General features: G+C 69.9%; 16 protein-coding genes. 5 read left to right on the top strand and 11 right to left on the bottom strand.

Annotation, left to right across the window (positions count from 1 at the left end; all coding sequences use genetic code 11):
• The first annotated feature begins 32 nt into the window (after nt 1-32).
• Together JOD54_RS05955 and mctP are read left to right on the top strand one after the other, a co-directional pair.
• Entirely contained in the window at nt 33-302 is a 270-nt protein-coding gene (locus JOD54_RS05955; protein WP_204449572.1) for a DUF3311 domain-containing protein, read from the top strand.
• Nucleotides 299-1,933, top strand: a complete 1,635-nt coding sequence (gene mctP / locus JOD54_RS05950) for a monocarboxylate uptake permease MctP (RefSeq protein ID WP_204449571.1) — start codon at nt 299-301, stop codon at nt 1,931-1,933. Before JOD54_RS05955 ends, mctP begins: the two co-directional genes overlap by 4 nt.
• 67 nt (nt 1,934-2,000) lie before the next feature.
• Here the strand turns inward: mctP and JOD54_RS05945 are convergent, their stop codons facing one another.
• The 4 genes from JOD54_RS05945 to JOD54_RS05930 form a co-directional block, all read right to left on the bottom strand.
• A complete protein-coding gene (locus tag JOD54_RS05945; RefSeq protein WP_204449570.1) occupies nt 2,001-2,324 on the bottom strand; it encodes a hypothetical protein in 324 nt (107 codons plus the stop codon).
• 714 nt (nt 2,325-3,038) lie between these two features.
• On the bottom strand, nt 3,039-3,176 hold the full coding sequence (locus JOD54_RS05940) for a hypothetical protein (RefSeq protein WP_204457018.1): 138 nt from the start codon (nt 3,174-3,176) through the stop codon (nt 3,039-3,041).
• A gap of 288 nt (nt 3,177-3,464) precedes the next feature.
• The gene (locus JOD54_RS05935) at nt 3,465-4,658 is read right to left on the bottom strand and encodes an ATP-binding protein (protein WP_204449569.1); all 1,194 of its coding nucleotides are present in this window, start codon (nt 4,656-4,658) and stop codon (nt 3,465-3,467) included.
• 102 nt (nt 4,659-4,760) lie between these two features.
• Nucleotides 4,761-6,047 (bottom strand): acetyl-CoA C-acetyltransferase, encoded by a 1,287-nt coding sequence (locus tag JOD54_RS05930; protein ID WP_372440264.1) that lies wholly within the window; start codon nt 6,045-6,047, stop codon nt 4,761-4,763.
• A 72-nt stretch (nt 6,048-6,119) separates the two neighbouring features.
• On the opposite strand from JOD54_RS05930, the gene JOD54_RS05925 reads away from it, so the two are divergent.
• Both JOD54_RS05925 and JOD54_RS05920 read left to right on the top strand, forming a co-directional pair.
• Complete coding sequence (locus JOD54_RS05925; RefSeq protein ID WP_204449567.1) at nt 6,120-7,460, top strand: 3-oxoacyl-ACP reductase; 1,341 nt, start codon at nt 6,120-6,122, stop codon at nt 7,458-7,460.
• Nucleotides 7,461-8,282 (top strand): MaoC/PaaZ C-terminal domain-containing protein, encoded by an 822-nt coding sequence (locus JOD54_RS05920; RefSeq protein ID WP_204449566.1) that lies wholly within the window; start codon nt 7,461-7,463, stop codon nt 8,280-8,282. It begins immediately after the preceding gene.
• On the opposite strand, the gene JOD54_RS05915 is transcribed toward JOD54_RS05920, so the two are convergent.
• Nucleotides 8,277-8,861, bottom strand: coding sequence for an SCP2 sterol-binding domain-containing protein (locus JOD54_RS05915; protein ID WP_307859859.1), 585 nt, complete (start codon nt 8,859-8,861; stop codon nt 8,277-8,279). The two genes, JOD54_RS05920 and JOD54_RS05915, sit on opposite strands and share 6 nt — an antisense overlap.
• On the bottom strand, nt 8,858-9,058 hold the full coding sequence (locus tag JOD54_RS05910) for a hypothetical protein (protein WP_204449565.1): 201 nt from the start codon (nt 9,056-9,058) through the stop codon (nt 8,858-8,860). Before JOD54_RS05910 ends, JOD54_RS05915 begins: the two co-directional genes overlap by 4 nt.
• Before the next feature lie 76 nt (nt 9,059-9,134).
• On the opposite strand from JOD54_RS05910, the gene JOD54_RS05905 reads away from it, so the two are divergent.
• The gene (locus JOD54_RS05905; protein ID WP_204449564.1) at nt 9,135-9,794 is read left to right on the top strand and encodes a TetR/AcrR family transcriptional regulator; all 660 of its coding nucleotides are present in this window, start codon (nt 9,135-9,137) and stop codon (nt 9,792-9,794) included.
• A 1-nt stretch (nt 9,795) separates the two neighbouring features.
• Here JOD54_RS05905 and JOD54_RS05900 read toward each other — a convergent pair whose 3' ends face one another.
• The 5 genes from JOD54_RS05900 to pdhA form a co-directional block, all read right to left on the bottom strand.
• Nucleotides 9,796-10,923 carry an RNA polymerase sigma factor gene (locus JOD54_RS05900; protein ID WP_204449563.1) on the bottom strand — a complete coding sequence of 376 codons (1,128 nt, stop codon included), beginning with the start codon at nt 10,921-10,923 and terminating at the stop codon, nt 9,796-9,798.
• On the bottom strand, nt 10,920-11,327 hold the full coding sequence (locus tag JOD54_RS05895; RefSeq protein WP_204449562.1) for a YciI family protein: 408 nt from the start codon (nt 11,325-11,327) through the stop codon (nt 10,920-10,922). The genes JOD54_RS05900 and JOD54_RS05895 overlap by 4 nt, the downstream gene beginning before the upstream one ends.
• A gap of 154 nt (nt 11,328-11,481) precedes the next feature.
• Complete coding sequence (locus JOD54_RS05890; RefSeq protein ID WP_204449561.1) at nt 11,482-12,900, bottom strand: dihydrolipoamide acetyltransferase family protein; 1,419 nt, start codon at nt 12,898-12,900, stop codon at nt 11,482-11,484.
• 3 nt (nt 12,901-12,903) lie between these two features.
• Entirely contained in the window at nt 12,904-13,932 is a 1,029-nt protein-coding gene (locus JOD54_RS05885) for an alpha-ketoacid dehydrogenase subunit beta (RefSeq protein WP_204449560.1), read from the bottom strand.
• Nucleotides 13,932-15,137 carry a pyruvate dehydrogenase (acetyl-transferring) E1 component subunit alpha gene (gene pdhA, locus JOD54_RS05880; protein WP_204449559.1) on the bottom strand — a complete coding sequence of 402 codons (1,206 nt, stop codon included), beginning with the start codon at nt 15,135-15,137 and terminating at the stop codon, nt 13,932-13,934. Before pdhA ends, JOD54_RS05885 begins: the two co-directional genes overlap by 1 nt.
• Between the last annotated feature and the right edge of the window lie 169 nt (nt 15,138-15,306).

Genomic DNA, 15,306 nt, shown 5'->3' with positions numbered 1-15,306 from the left:
GGCATCACCCCGTCACGGAGAGCGAGGCCCCGATGACACAACCCGGCCGCTCCGGCATCCGCTGGAGCAACTGGAACCTGCTGCTGCTGATCCCACTCGCCCTGCTGATCACCCCGATCTTCAACCGGACCGGGCCCGCGCTGCTGGGCCTGCCGTTCTTCTACTGGTTCCAGCTCGCGGGCGTCGCGCTCGGCGTGCTGGCGACCGCGATCGTGTTCGCCAAGACCAAGGACAAGCCGACGGTCCCGGCGCGCGGCACCGACCGCGACGTGGACACCCTGGACGAGGGAGCGGGCCGATGAAGTGGACCGAGCTGATCGTCTTCGTCGTCCTGTTCGGCCTGGTGACCGTGCTCGGCTTCGTCGCGGCCAAGTGGAAGGCGGGCACCACCCTCGACCACCTCGACGAGTGGGGCCTCGGCGGGCGCAAGTTCGGGTCGTGGATCACCTGGTTCCTCATCGGCGGTGACGTCTACACGGCCTACACCTTCGTCGCGGTGCCGGCGCTGATGTTCAGCGCCGGGGCGGCAGGCTTCTTCGCCCTGCCCTACACCGTGATCCTCTACCCGCTGGCGTTCATGCCGTTGCTGCGGATCTGGTCGGTGTCGCGCGCCCGCGGGTACGTGACACCCGCCGACTTCGTCCGCGGCCGCTACGGCTCCTCGGTGCTCGCGCTGCTGGTGGCGATCACCGGCATCGTGGCGACCATGCCCTACATCGCGCTGCAGCTGGTCGGGCTGGAGGCGGTGCTGCGCACGTTGGGGCTCAACGGGTCCGGCATCGTCGGGCACCTGCCGCTGCTGATCGCGTTCGTCATCCTGGCGGTCTACACCTACCAGTCCGGCCTGCGGGCGCCCGCGCTGATCGCCTTCGTCAAGGACATCCTGGTCTACGTCGTGATCGTCGTCGCCGTGGTGTACCTGCCGATCAAGCTCGGCGGGTGGGGCGAGATCTTCCAGGCGGCCGACGAGAAGTTCAAGGCGACGCCTGCCCCAGGCGACGGGCTGCTGCTCAACGCCAACAACCAGTTGCAGTACGCGACGCTGGCCCTCGGTTCGGCGCTGGCGCTGTTCCTCTACCCGCACTCGCTCACCGGCGTGCTCGCCTCGCGCGGCCGCAACGTGATCAAGCGCAACATGTCCGCGCTGCCCGCGTACTCGTTGCTGCTGGGCCTGTTGGCACTGCTGGGTTTCGTGGCCATCGCCGCGGGGACCAAGCCGCTGGTGAACCAGGCGACCGGCAACCCGGACACGAACACGATCATCCCGAACCTGTTCGCCGGGCAGTTCCCGTCCTGGTTCGCGGGCGTCGCCTTCGCCGCGATCGGCATCGGCGCCCTGGTGCCCGCGGCGATCATGTCCATCGCGGCGGCGAACCTGTGGACCCGCAACATCTACAAGGAGTACATCCGCCGCGACGCCACCCCGAAGGACGAGGCCAAGCAGGCCAAGTTCGCCTCGCTGGTGGTCAAGTTCGGCGCGGTGGCCTTCGTGCTGTTCATCGATCCGCAGTTCTCCATCGACCTGCAGCTCATCGGCGGCGTGATGATCCTGCAGACGCTGCCAGCGGTGGCGATCGCGCTCTACACCCGCTGGTTCCACATCTGGGGCCTGGTCGGCGGGTGGATCGCCGGGATGGGCTGGGGAATGATCATGCTCTTCACCATCCCCAGCGCCGACGGCAAGCGAAAGCACTTCGGCGCGTCCGCGCTCAAGCTCGGTGAGCTGAACCTGTTCGGCTGGCACCCGTTCGGTGGCACGACGGTGCAGATCTACGTCGGGTTCGTTGCGCTGGTGGCAAACCTGGTGGTGGCGGTGCTGATCACCCTGCTGGCCCGCAAGCTCAAGGTGTTCAACGGCATCGACCAGACCGAGCCCGCCGACTACCACGTCGACGAGGACTCGGCGAAGCTGCGGCCGGTCGGCGCGCACTGACCCGAGCGGCTGCCCTGAGGTGGGGAAGGGGCGGGTCCCGGCGCGGACCCGCCCCTTCCGGCATCGATCAGCGCTGGCGCAGGACGGTCATCAGCACCAGCAGCGCCGCGCTCAGCAGTGCTGGCACGACCCCGGCGACGACGGCGAGCACGCCGAGCGCCACGACGACGCAGGCGACCAGCAACATCGCCCGGTGCAGCGTCGGCGCCCAGCCGCCGAGCAACCGTTCGGCGAGCACCAGCGCTCTGTCGTGCAGGCGGGTGCGGCGCGCGTGCGGTTCGGCGGCGTCGGCACTGGTGGCCCGGTCCACGTAGTGGTGTGGCATGGGCGGCACCTGCAGTGCCGGGTCTTCGAAGGTGAGGTGCAGGGTGCGGCGGACGTCCGTGCCCACGGACTCCGTTCCTGTCACGGCCAAGGTGTCAGGCTCCTTCGTGGTACTGCGATTACCGATCAGTTTCCCGGTCGAACGGTGCCGGGCAGGTAACTACTGGGTAGTAGACGGTAAGCGGAGCGTGTTCGTCGGTGAGCGGCATCCTTGTGATCCGCCTCACCTATCGGGTGATGTCATGACCCACTGCTACTGCGGATGGCCTACGACAACCGCCATCCGTCGGCTGTAGAACTGAACGGGTGGAGTAGTGGTGGCGCACTTGGCCCAATCCGGCACGGACCAGGCAATCCAGGCGGAGCAGTGCGACGACGCTCGGTGCCGGTGTCCGGTTCATCCGCACAGAGCAATCCCATGGTGATTGGCGAAATACGGTCACTCTCCGTTGGTCGCTCTAGGGCGACCAATGATCGACCGCGGGCCGGTGCGCTCGGCGGCGCGGGCGATGCCCTGGCGCGGATCGGGTGCCGTTCGCTGCCCGTCGAACCGGGCCACTTCACCCGGCGGCCGAGCGCGGGGTGGACCGGTGGCGGCGGCGGTGGGGTCCGCCTGGCGGGAATGGGCGAAAGCCCTGGGAAATAAGGAAACCCCGTAGCGCTGCCAGGTCGGGGGTCCGCCAGCGCTACGGGGTCAACCGGAACATCGTGAAGAGCCCCGGTGGTGTTACAACGGGCTGGAGATGTGCCCTGCATCACATCTCCAGCCCCAGCTCGTGGGTCAGCGCCAGACGTTCTGGGTCTGCGCCAGGGCGATCAGCTCGTGGCGCATCGCCGGCGTGGCGGCCTGGTCGATCGCGCGGTTCACGGCCTTGCGCGTCCGGGCCTCGGCGCGGCGGGCACGGATCTTCGCGGTCACGTTCATTGCTCTTGCATCCCCTCTAAGGACCTCGGTAGCCGCTCTGGCTGAGTGGCATGACCTAAGTATGCACGCTAGGGGCCGAGATTGCACGCGTCTGTCCGGTGAACTGGGGCACACACCGACGAATCATCGGCGGTGACCTGAAGCTCACCGGATAGTGTCCGGTTTCTTGTGACCTGGCGAACACTGTGCTAACGCGCGCGGGCGCACCGCGATCACCGATCGCGGTGTAGTGGTCTTTCTAGGGAATCGGCTAGATAGGAGAAGAGTGCGCCAGAACCGGCGTCACTCCTCCATCCCCAGCAGGTAGCGGCCGAAGTGCGGCACGGTGAAGGCGATCCGGCCGCGCTCGGCGGAGTAGACCAGGCCCTTCTTGATCAGGCTGTCGCGCGCGGGCGAGAGGGACGAGGGCTTGCGGCCGAGGAACACCGCGATGTCGGAGGTCCCGGAGCTCTCGTCCTTGCCGTCGGTCAGCTCGGCCATCGCCCGCAGGTACTCCCGCTCGGCGGGCGTCGCGCGCTCGTAGCGGGAGCCGAAGAACCCCACCGCCAACTCCGCCTCGGCCTCCGGCGCGGCGACCAGCACGTCCTCGGCGGTGATCGGGTCGGCTGGCGCTGCGTCCCACGCGGCCTTGCCGAAGGCCTGGATGAAGTACGGGTACCCGCCGGAGCGCTCGAACAGCGCGGCCAGGGCGTCCGGGGTGATCTCGGCCCGCTCCCGGTCGACCGGCACCAGCACGGCCTGGTCGGCGTCCTCGCGGTCGAGCCGGTCGATGCGCACGTAGCGGAACAGCCGCTCGGAATAGGACTTGCTCGCCGAGAGCACCGCGGGCAGGTGCGGCAGCCCGGCGCCGACCACGACCAGCGGCGCGCCGGACTGGGACAGCTCGTGGCAGGCGGCGCACAGGGCGGAGATGTCGTCGGCGCCGATGTCCTGCATCTCGTCGATCAGCACCGCGACACCGGTGCCGACGTCCTGGGCCAGCTCCGCGACCTCGGTGAACAGCTCGACCAGGTCGATCTCGATGTCGCCGGAGTCAGCCCTGCCCTGGGCGGCGGGCACATCGATGCCCGGCTGCCAGCGCTCGCGCAGCTTGGCGCCGTCCGGGCTCGCCTTCAGCGCGAACGCCTTGAGCACGCCGAGCACCTGCTCGACCCGCTCCGGCGCCCGGTGCCGCACGGCCAGGTCGCGGATCGCCCGGTGCAGCGCGGCCGAGAGCGGGCGCCGCAGGTCGGCGTCCGGCCGGGCTTCGATCTTGCCCGCGCCCCAGCCCCGGCGGACCGCCATCGAGCGCAGCTCGCCGAGCAGGACCGTCTTGCCGACACCGCGCAGCCCGGTGAGCACGAGACTGCGCTCCGGCCTGCCCCTGGCGACCCGTTCGAGCACGACCTCGAACGCCTGCAGCTCCCGCTCCCGGCCCGCCAACTCCGGGGGGCGCTGCCCGGCGCCGGGGGCGAAGGGGTTGCGCACCGGGTCCATCCCGCGACCGTATCGGCGCGTCTAGGGCCAGCCCGATATTTGCCCCGGCGATTCGTCGGTCTACGTCTCTCTAGAGCTGGAAGTAGAAAGGCGTAGAGGAGGCTACTTCTCCAGGATCGCGGTGACGCCCTGGCCGCCCGCCGCGCAGATCGAGATCAGGCCGCGGCCGGACCCCCGCTCGTCGAGCAGCTTGGCCAGGGTCGCCACGATCCGGCCGCCGGTCGCGGCGAAGGGGTGCCCTGCCGCCAGGGAGGAGCCGTTGACGTTGAGCTTCGACCGGTCGATCGAGCCGAGCGGTTCGGCCAGACCGAGGCGGTCCTTGGCGAACTCGACGTCCTCCCACGCGGCCAGCGTCGCCAGGACCTGGGACGCGAAGGCCTCGTGGATCTCGTAGAAGTCGAAGTCTCCCAGGGCGAGCCCGGCGCGGGCCAGCAGCCGCGGCACGGCGTAGGCGGGGGCCATGAGCAGGCCCTCGTCTCCGTGGACGTAGTCGACGGCGGCGGTCTCGGTGAAGGTCAGGTGGGCCAGCACCGGGATGCGGTGCTCCTTGGCCCACTGCTCGCTGGCCAGCAGCACCGCCGAGGCGCCGTCGGAGAGCGGGGTGGAGTTGCCCGCGGTCATCGTGGCACCCTCGCCGCCGAAGACGGGCTTCAGCTTGGCGAGCTTGTCGGCCGTCGAGTCGGGGCGCAGGTTCTGGTCGCGGTTCAGGCGCTGGAACGGGGTGAGCAGGTCGTCGAAGAAGCCGCGGTCGTAGGCGGCGGCCAACTTCTGGTGGCTGGCCGCGGCGAGTTCGTCCTGCGCCTCCCGGCTGATCCCCCACCGCTTGGCGGTCAGCGCGGCGTGCTCGCCCATCGACAACCCGGTGCGCGGCTCGGCGTTGCGCGGGATGTCCGGCACGATGTGGCCCGGTCGGATCTTGGCGATCAGCCGCAGCCGCTGGCCGACGGTCTTGGCGTTGTTGAGCGAGATCAGGATCCGCCGGAGGTCCTCGTTGACCTGCAACGGCGCGTCGCTGGTGGTGTCGACGCCGCCTGCGACGGCCGAGTCGATCTGCCCGAGCGCGATCTTGTTCGCCACCTGGATGATCGCCTGCAGGCCGGTGCCGCAGGCCTGCTGGACGTCGTAGGCCGGGGTGTCGGCGGACAGGCTGCTGCCGAGCACGCACTCGCGGGTGAGGTTGAAATCGCGGCTGTGCTTGAGGACCGCGCCCGCCGCGACTTCGCCGAGCCGCTGGCCGCGCAGCCCGAACCTGGCGACCAGCCCGTCGAGCGCCGCGGTGAACATGTCCTGGTTGGACGCCTGCGCGTAAGGACCGTTCGACCGGGCGAAGGGGATGCGGTTCCCGCCAAGGACCGCCACTGGGCGCACGCGACTCGGGGCCATTCGCATCCTCCTGAACGCGGGGTCTCAGCTGCGCTACCATCGTAACCTACTCGGGAGTAGATTGTGGAGGTGCGCCAGATGACCGACCGCTACCAGCGCTTCAGCAACTCCGGCCCCGGTCGGGTGCTGGTCAAGCGGCTCGGCCTGCCGAACCCGACGCCGCTGCGCCGCCACCGGGCGGGCGACCCGGCGCTCGACGGCCCGGTGCTGCTCGGGTCCGCGCCCGGTGGGCGGCTGGTCGAGCCGATCGGTGCGGTGTGCAAGGCCGCCGGGATCGAGGTGCTGACAACCGCTGGCCCCAAGACCTATAGCGCGCTGGTGTTCGACGCGACGGGTATCGACTCCGTCTCGCAACTACGCGAGCTGTACGACTTCTTCCACCCGGTGCTGCGCGCGGTAGGCACCTGCGGGCGGGTGGTCGTCCTGGGCACGCCTCCGGAGCGGACCGCCAGTGCCGACGAGCTCATCGCCCAGCGCGCTCTAGAGGGGTTTGTGCGGTCGGTGGGCAAAGAGCTCGTGCGGGGGGCAACGGCTCAGCTCGTCTATGTAGAGCCAGGTGCTGAGGAGCACATCGCGTCTACCTTGCGCTTCCTGCTGTCTGGCAAGTCCGCTTACGTTGACGCGCAGGTGATCCGGGTTGGTGCCCACGGCGGAAACGCGGTTGAACCAGAGGACTGGGCGGCGCCATTGGCGGGCAAGGTCGCCCTGGTGACTGGGGCGTCCCGCGGCATCGGCGCTGCCATTGCCGAGGTGCTGGGTCGCGATGGTGCGCACGTGGTCGCCCTCGACATCCCCGCCCAGGGGGACGAACTCGCCGCGGTCGCGAACCGCGTTGGCGGCTCGACGTTGCAACTCGACATAACGGCAGCGGATGCCCCGGCCCGGCTGGTCGACCACCTACGCAACCGACACGGTGGTGTCGACATTGTTGTGCACAACGCTGGCATCACCCGCGACAAGAAGCTGGCCAACATGAAGGACGGCGCGTGGGATGCCGTGCTCGCAGTGAACTTGTCCAGCCAGTTGCGCGTGAACGACGCCTTGCTCGCGGACGGGGTCTTGCGTGAAGGCGGGCGAATCATCGGGGTGTCTTCTATCGCCGGTATCGCGGGTAACACCGGGCAGACGAACTACGCCACCAGCAAGGCAGGCGTGATCGGGATGGTGAACGCCTACGCGCCCGTGCTGGCTTCTCGTGGGATCACCATCAACGCCGTCGCGCCCGGCTTCATCGAAACGAAGATGACCGCCGCCGTGCCGTTGTTCATCCGCGAGGCGGGCAGGCGGATGAACAGCCTGTCGCAGGGAGGGCTGCCGGTGGACGTCGCGGAAACCATTGCCTGGTATGCCAACCCGGCGTCGGGCGCGGTCAACGGCAACGTGGTCCGGGTGTGCGGCCAGAGCCTCCTGGGGGCGTGAATGCCGGTCTTAGCGGAAGAGCCACGGTTGGCTTCGCTGTACTTGAAGGCGTTGGCAGGGCTCACTAAGAAGGGCGGCGAGCTTCCTACCCGCTCTTACGAACGTTTGCGCGTAGGCGTCGATGCGCAGCACTTGGCTGAGTACAATCGGGTATGCGGTTTCCGGTTAGCCGATGAGCTGCCCGTGACCTACCCGCACGTGCTGGCGTTCCCACTGCAGGTGAAGCTGATGACCGACGCCGACTTCCCGTACCCGCTTATCGGCACGGTCCACGTCGCCAACCGGATCACCCAGCACCGCCCGTTGCTCGTCACGGACACCCTGGACCTGAGCGTGCACGTCGAGAACCGCCGCCCACACCCCAAGGGCACGCAGTTCGACATGATCGCCCAAGCCCACACCGGCGGCACCCTGGTCTGGAACTCCACCAGCACCTACCTCCGCCGCGGCCCAGGCTCCGGCACCCCCCACCCCCGCGACGACACTCCCCTGCCCCCCACTGCCCACTGGCAGGTCCCCGCCGACACCGGCCGCCGCTACGCCCAAGTCTCCGGCGACCGGAACCCCATCCACCTACACCCGCTCACCGCCCGCCCCTTCGGCTTCCCCCGAGCCATCGCCCACGGCATGTGGACCAAAGCGCGCTGTTTGGCCGCCCTCGAAGGCAAACTCCCCCCAACCTACGAAGTGGACGTCCGCTTCCAACTCCCCCTACTCCTCCCCGCCACCCCCACCCTCCACACCGATGGCACCCACTTCCAACTACGAAACCCCCGCAACGACAAACCCCACCTCACCGGAACCATCACGGCGCTCCTATAGGTCAGGTAAGTCGAAGTAGCTGATCAGACCGGAAGCGAAGGCGATGTCGCCTTTGACCTTGACCCGGCCGGAGAGGAACAGCATCGGGAGGGTGGCCGCGCCGGTGAGGGCGCGGAGGAAGTCGACCGGGTCGATGGTGATGGTGACGCGGGGGTCAGCGGTCGGTTCGGGCCCGGTGGTGCAGCGGCCGCCAGAGATCACCGTTTCGAACCGGTCTTCGCCGTCGCGGCCGGTGAAGCGCCAGTGGATGACAGCGCGGATCCCGCCTGCCCGTTCCAACGACAGGTGGTCGGCCATCCGGCGAAACAGCTCGTCGAACACGACGGGTCTTAGCTCAAGATGCGCGGTCAGCTCATCTAGCTGGTCCCGAGAAGCCCGGCCTAGGAAGCGCAGGAACGTCTCGGTGCGCATCCCCGACAGCTCCACGCCCGTCCCGGCATCGCCCAGCATGTGCAGGACCTCCATGAGCTGCACGAACTGCCCGGCGGTGAGCTTGCCGGGATCGACGGCATCGGCGAGGCCGTCGAGGTCGACCACGGTCGCGGGCGGCAGACGGTGCCACCGCCGTCGCTTGCTCACGGCCGGGGCAGGGCGAACTCGGGGAACCGGCCGAGGGTGCGCAGCAGGGCGGTGAGGTCGTCGCGGCCAAGTCGGCGCGGGTCGACCGCTCGACCGATAGCATCGACGTCGATGTCCAGCGCGGCGACGTCCTCGGGGGTCAGCCGTTCGAGGAGTTCGACGAGTGCGGTCGGCGTGAGCGCACCGAGGTCGGGCATGGGCACCTCCTGTACCTACTGGACGGTAGGCTACGGGTGGGTAGGTTGCCGGGCAAGACGGAGCGGGAGGTACGGCGTGAGCGTCGACGAGCAGCGTCGACCGGCGCGCGTGAAGCGGCTGCCCAGGGAGGTCCGGGAGCGGCAGATCCTCGACGCCGCCGTCCGGGTGTTCTCCCAGCACGGCTACCACAACGCGTCGATGGACGAGATCTCCGACGTCGCCGGGGTCTCCAAGCCGATGATCTACGCCTACCTCGGGCACAAGGAAGACCTGTTCGCCGCCTGCATCCGGCGCGAGGCCTCGCTGCTGATGGAGGCCATCGCGGGCGGCGTCCGCGCCGAGCTCCCCCCGGACATGCAGCTCTGGCACGGCCTGCGCGCCTTCTTCCGCTTCGTCGGCGACCAGCGCGAGAGCTGGCGGGTGCTGCACCGGCAGGCCACCTCGCAGGGCGGGCCGTTCAGCGAGGAGCTGCTGGCCATGCGGTCCAGGGCGATCACCCTGGTCGACGCCCTGCTCGTGCGCTCGGCCACCAGCCGCGGCCTCGACGAGTCCGCGACCAAGTCGACCGAGGCACTGGCCGCGGCCCTCGTCGGCGCGGGCGAATCCCTGGCCGACTGGTGGCTCGACCACCCGGGCGTCCCCGAGAAGGTCGTCGCCTCCTGGCTGATGAACCTGGTCTGGATGGGACTGGGCAACCTCGTCGACGGCGCCGTCTGGACCCCGACCGAGGAATAACTCAGCCTGCGTTGAGCCGCGCTGCCTGCCGCACCAGGTACTCCCGTTCGGCCAAGCTCGACGCATTCCGCGCGGCCTCCGCGTACAACCGCGCCGCCAAGGCTGCGTCCCCGTCCCGCTCGTGCAAGTAGGCCGCCACCGCCTCATACCTCGGGACCGACTCCAGCCCGGCCACCGCGGCGAGTCCCGCGCGTGCCCCGTCGGCCTCACCCACCGCGACCGCGCGGTTGAGCCGCACCACCGGGCTGTCGGTCAACCGCAGCAGCTCGTCGTACCACTCGACGATCTGCACCCAGTCCGTCTCGTCGGCGGTGAGCGCGTCCGCGTGCAGGGCCGCGATGGCCGCCTGTGCCTGGAACTCGCCCAGCCGGTCCCTGGCCAGGGCCGCCTGCAGGACCTCGACGCCCTCGGCGATCAAGCCCGTGTCCCACCGACCGCGATCTTGTGCGGCCAGCGGCACCAGGCTCCCGTCCGCGGCGGTCCGGCCCGCGCGGCGGGCGTGGTGCAGCAGCATCAGCGCAAGCAGCCCGGCCACCTCGGGGTGGTCGATCGCGTCCGCCAGTTGCCGGACCAGGCGGATGGCCTCGGCCGCGAGGTCGACGTCACCGGAGTAGCCCTCGTTGAAGACCAGGTAGAGCACGCGCAGAACCGTGGCCACGTCACCGGGCTGGTCCAAGCGGACGGCGGAGACCGTGCGCTTGGCGCGGCTGATGCGTTGGGCCATGGTCGCTTCGGGGACCAGGTAGGCCTGGGCGATCTGCCGCGTGGTCAGGCCGCCGACCGCGCGCAGCGTGAGGGCCACCGCGGAGGACGGGGTCAGGGACGGATGGGCGCAGAGGAAGTAGAGCTGCAGGGTGTCGTCCACCGCCGGGGCGGGTTCGGGAGCGGGCTCGACCTGGTCCTCGCGTCGACGTCGGGCGTTGTCGGCGCGGGTGGCGTCGAGGAACCGGTTCCAGGCGACCGTGATGAGCCAGCCCTTGGCGTCGCGGGGTGGGTCGCTCGGCCAGAGGCGGACAGCCTGCACCAAGGCGTCTTGCACGGCGTCCTCGGCCGCCGCGAAGTCAGCTCCGCGGCGGACGAGGACCCCGATGACGCTCGGCGTCAGGCTGCGCAGCAGCGCCTCGTTCATTCCGTGACGGTGGGCGGCTCGGCCAGGAACGGGCGCAGCTCAAGCCACTCGTGGATCGGCCTGCCACCGGCACCCGGCGCGGCCGACAGCTCGCCCGCCAGCTCGACGGCCCGCTCGTAGCTGTCGACGTCGATCACCATCCAGCCCGCGATGAGGTCCTTGGTCTCGGCGAACGGACCGTCGGTGACCGGAGGGCGGCCCTCGCCGTCGTAGCGGACGAACGTGCCCTCGGGGGCCAGCGCCTGCCCGTCGACGTACTCACCGGTCGCCTCGAGGCGCTCGGCGAAATCGCGCATGTACTGCACGTGCGCGGTGATCTCCTCCTGCGTCCACTGGTCCATGGGCACGTCGTTGGCCGGAGCCGGTGCGCCGCGGTAGTGCTTGAGCAGTAGGTACTTGGCCATCGTGGTTCTCCTCGACGCTGGTGCGACCCATTCTGGTCACAGTCACCGCGGGGACGGAGCGGGCCACGGGTTCTCGACATCGCGGCAGGAGAAACTTCCCGAAGACGCGAAACGGCCGTGGGGAGCCAGCTCCCCACGGCCGTCACGACCTCGTTCAGTACGTGATCGCCAGCGCCGGGTCGGCCAGCAGTGCACCGATCGCCGCCAGGAACTCCGAACCCTGCTGACCGTCGATCAACCGGTGGTCGAAGCTCAACGCCAGCTGGCACACCTTGCGGATCTTGATCTCCCCGTCGACCACCCACGGCGTGTCCCGGATGGCGCCGAAGGCCAGGATCGCCGACTCGCCGGGGTTGATGATCGGGGTGCCGGTGTCGACGCCGAAGACGCCGACGTTGGTGATCGTGATGGTGCCGTTGACCATGTCCGCCGGTGCGGTCTTGCCCTCGCGGGCGGTGCTGGTCAGCGCCTCCAGGGCCACCGCGAGCTCGCGCAGCGACAGGGTGTCCGCGTCGCGGATCTTGGGCACGATCAGGCCGCGCGGTGTCGCTGCCGCGATGCCCAGGTGCACGTAGTCCTTGAAGACGATCTCCTGCGCCGCCTCGTCCCAGGCGCTGTTGACCTCCGGGGTCCGCTTGATCGCGGTCACCAGGGCCTTGGCGCAGAACACCAGCGGGGTGACCTTGACGCCGCGGAACTCCGGGTGGTCCTTGAGCCTGGCCCGCAGCTCCATCATCGGCGTGACGTCCACGGTCAGGAACTCCGTGACGTGCGGCGCGGTGAAGGCGCTGCTGACCATGGCCTGCGCGGTGACCTTGCGGACGCCCTTGATCGGCACCCGCCGCTCACCGCGCGCCGGGACCGCGACCCCGTTGGTCGAGGGCGTGGGCTCCGGTGCCACCGCGGCCTGCGCCGCCCGCTCGACGTCGGCGCGGGTGATCACGCCGCTGTCGCCGGAACCGGCGAGGGACCGAAGGTCGATGCCGAGGTCCTTGGCCAGCTTGCGCACCGGCGGCTTGGCCAGCGGCACGTATCCACCCGGCAGGTCCACCAGCGCGGCCGGGGTGTCGGGCACCTTCGGCAACGTCGGCAGTGCGGGCGGGGGGCTGTCCGGCAGCGGACCCTGGTGGTGCTCGAAGGCGGCGGCGACCGTGCTCTGCGCCGCGGCGGCCGCGGGCTCCGCCGGGACGGCCGGACCCTTGCGGGCCCGCCGCTTGGCGGTGACCGTCTTCGCGCCGTAGCCGACCAGCGGCTTCATCTCCTCCTCGCCGTCGGCGGCGGCAGGCGCCGCGACGGCCGGAGCGGGCGTGGGTGCCGCGGCGCCACCCGGGTCGACGTCGACGGTGAGGATCGGCGTGCCCACCTCGACGGTCTGGCCGGGCTGGACGTGCAGCTCGGTGACCACCCCCGCCCACGGGCAGGGCAGCTCGACGGCGGCCTTCGCGGTCTCGATCTCGACGATGATCTGGTTGACCGTCACCGTGTCCCCCGGCTGCACGTGCCAGCTCAGGATCTCGGCCTCGGTGAGGCCCTCGGCGGTGTCGGGCAGCGGGAAGCTCTTGTACTCAGGCATCGGTCACCACGCCAGCGATCGGTCGACGGCGTCGAGCACCCGGTCGAGGTCCGGCAGGAACTCCTCCTCGAGCTTGGCCGGGGGGTACGGGGTGTCGAACCCGGTCACCCGCAGCACCGGCGCCTCCAGCGAGTAGAAGCACTCCTGCTGCACCCGCGCGGCGATCTCCGAGGTCAGCGACGCCTCCGAGGGCGCCTCGCTGACCACGACGAGCCGACCGGTGCGGCGGACGGACTCGAACACCGGCCCCAGGTCGAGCGGGGACAGCGAGCGCAGGTCGATGACCTCCAGCGAGCGGCCCTCCTCCTCGGCCGCGGTCGCCGCGTCCAGCGCGACCTTCACCGACGGGCCGTAGGCGACCACGGTGGCCGTGCTGCCCGCGCGCACCACGCGGGAGGCGAACAGGGGGTCGGGCGCGACGGTGGTGTCGACCTCGGCCTTCATGAACCCGGAGTGGTAGTACCGCTTGGGCTCGAAGAACAGCACCGGGTCGTCGCACTGGATGGCCTGCTGGATCATCCAGTAGGCGTCGACGGCGTTGGAGCAGGACACGACCTTGAGACCCGCGGTGTGCGCGAAGTACGACTCGGGGGACTCGGAGTGGTGCTCGACCGCGCCGATGCCACCGCCGAAGGGCACCCGGATCACCAGCGGCACCTTCACCCGGCCCAGGGTGCGCGCGTGCAGCTTCGCCACCTGGGACACGATCTGGTCGAAGCCCGGGAAGATGAACCCGTCGAACTGGATCTCGCAGACCGGGCGGAACCCGCGCACGGCCAGACCCACCGCGGCGCCGATGATGCCCGACTCCGACAGCGGCGTGTCCAGCACGCGGTGCTCGCCGAAGTCCTTCTGCAGGCCGTCGGTGATGCGGAAGACGCCGCCGAGCTTGCCGACGTCCTCACCCATCACGATCACCTTGGGGTCGGCCTCCATCGCCGCCCGCAGGCCCTGGTTGAGCGCCTTGCCCAGGGTCAGCGACTGGGTGGCCGTGGCGGCCCCCGGCTTCTTGTTCAACACGGGCGCGGCCATCAGTGCTCACCTCCGGCGAAGTTGGCCTGGTAGGCCAGGAACTCGTCGCGCTGGGCGTCGACGAACGGGCTGGCCTCGGCGTAGACGTGGTCGAACATCTGGTTCACCGGCGGGTGCGGCATGCTGAAGCAGAACTCGCGCAGGTCGGCGGCCAGTTCGTCGGCGTCGGCCTGGACCGAGTCGAAGAAGTCCTGGTCGGCGTGCTCGTGCCGGACCAGGTGCACCCGGACCCGCTCGATCGGGTCCTTGAGCTTCCAGGCCTCCAACTCGTCGGAGTGCCGGTAGCGGGTGGGGTCGTCGGTCGTGGTGTGCGCGTCCATCCGGTAGGTGAACGCCTCGATGAGCACCGGGCCGTTGCCGTGCCTGCACTCGTCGAGCGCCCACCGCGACACCGCGAGGGTGGCGAGCACGTCGTTGCCGTCGACCCGGATGCCGGGGAAGCCGTAGCCGCGCGCGCGGTGGTAGAGCGGCAACCGCGACTGGCGCTCGGTCGGCTCCGAGATCGCCCACTGGTTGTTCTGGCAGAAGAACACCAGCGGTGCGTCGTACACCGCCGCCCACACGAAGCCCTCGTGCACGTCGCCCTGGCTGGTGGCACCGTCGCCGAAGAAACACATGGTCGCTTCGCTGTCGCCGTCGCCGACCTTGCCCTCGAACCGCTGCCCCATGGCGTAACCGGCGGCGTTGAGCACCTGGTTGCCGATCACGATGGTGTAGGGGTGGAAGCGCTTGGCGTTGGAGTCCCAGCTGCCGTGGTCGGTGCCGCGGAAGATCCCCAGGATCTCCTTGGGGCTGATGCCCCGGCACCAGGCGACGCCGTGCTCGCGGTAGCTCGGGAACACCATGTCGGTGTCGCGCAGCGCGCGGCCCGCGCCGATCTGCGCGGCTTCCTGGCCCAGCAGCGGCACCCAGATGCCGAGCTGGCCCTGCCGCTGCAGCGCGTTGGCCTCGCGGTCGGCCCGGCGCACCAAGACCATGTCGCGGTAGAGCGCGCGCAGGTCCTCGGCGGTGACGTCGGCGACGTACCGGTCGAACTCGGGGTTCTCGATCCGCTCGCCCTCTGGCGTCAGCAGTTGGACCAACTCTGGCCCACCCTCACTGGTCGCACGCAAACCCGCGATCACCTGCTCTGCTGTGGGGGCGGCGGCCGTGGCCGCGGGCCCCTCCCGGGGTTCCGGGTGCGTCCACTGTTCTGGGGACGACATGCGCGTTCTCCTCGTGTCTGTGCCGCGCAGTCGCTTGTGGCGACGGCATGCGGGCGCGCCGCCGATTCCACCGCCATGGGGTTGGGGCGTTGGCCACCGTCGGCGCTGACGGCGTTGCTCTCACATCCTGACACGGGAGAGTGTGCAGCAGTGAGCCCCGCGGCGCCTC

The organism is Actinokineospora baliensis (assembly GCF_016907695.1).
In the GTDB taxonomy this organism is placed as follows: domain Bacteria; phylum Actinomycetota; class Actinomycetes; order Mycobacteriales; family Pseudonocardiaceae; genus Actinokineospora; species Actinokineospora baliensis.
This window is presented reverse-complemented; position numbering and strand designations above follow the sequence as displayed.

Bases quoted from the DNA above. Each gene is read 5' to 3' on its own strand.
- JOD54_RS05955 (WP_204449572.1), top strand. From the start codon at position 33: ATGACACAACCCGGCCGCTCCGGCATCCGCTGGAGCAACTGGAACCTG.
- mctP (WP_204449571.1), top strand. From the start codon at position 299: ATGAAGTGGACCGAGCTGATCGTCTTCGTCGTCCTGTTCGGCCTGGTG.
- JOD54_RS05935 (WP_204449569.1), bottom strand. From the start codon at position 4,658: ATGGACCCGGTGCGCAACCCCTTCGCCCCCGGCGCCGGGCAGCGCCCC.
- JOD54_RS05930 (WP_372440264.1), bottom strand. From the start codon at position 6,047: ATGCGAATGGCCCCGAGTCGCGTGCGCCCAGTGGCGGTCCTTGGCGGG.
- JOD54_RS05925 (WP_204449567.1), top strand. From the start codon at position 6,120: ATGACCGACCGCTACCAGCGCTTCAGCAACTCCGGCCCCGGTCGGGTG.
- JOD54_RS05920 (WP_204449566.1), top strand. From the start codon at position 7,461: ATGCCGGTCTTAGCGGAAGAGCCACGGTTGGCTTCGCTGTACTTGAAG.
- JOD54_RS05910 (WP_204449565.1), bottom strand. From the start codon at position 9,058: ATGCCCGACCTCGGTGCGCTCACGCCGACCGCACTCGTCGAACTCCTC.
- JOD54_RS05900 (WP_204449563.1), bottom strand. From the start codon at position 10,923: ATGAACGAGGCGCTGCTGCGCAGCCTGACGCCGAGCGTCATCGGGGTC.
- JOD54_RS05895 (WP_204449562.1), bottom strand. From the start codon at position 11,327: ATGGCCAAGTACCTACTGCTCAAGCACTACCGCGGCGCACCGGCTCCG.
- JOD54_RS05890 (WP_204449561.1), bottom strand. From the start codon at position 12,900: ATGCCTGAGTACAAGAGCTTCCCGCTGCCCGACACCGCCGAGGGCCTC.
- JOD54_RS05885 (WP_204449560.1), bottom strand. From the start codon at position 13,932: ATGGCCGCGCCCGTGTTGAACAAGAAGCCGGGGGCCGCCACGGCCACC.
- pdhA (WP_204449559.1), bottom strand. From the start codon at position 15,137: ATGTCGTCCCCAGAACAGTGGACGCACCCGGAACCCCGGGAGGGGCCC.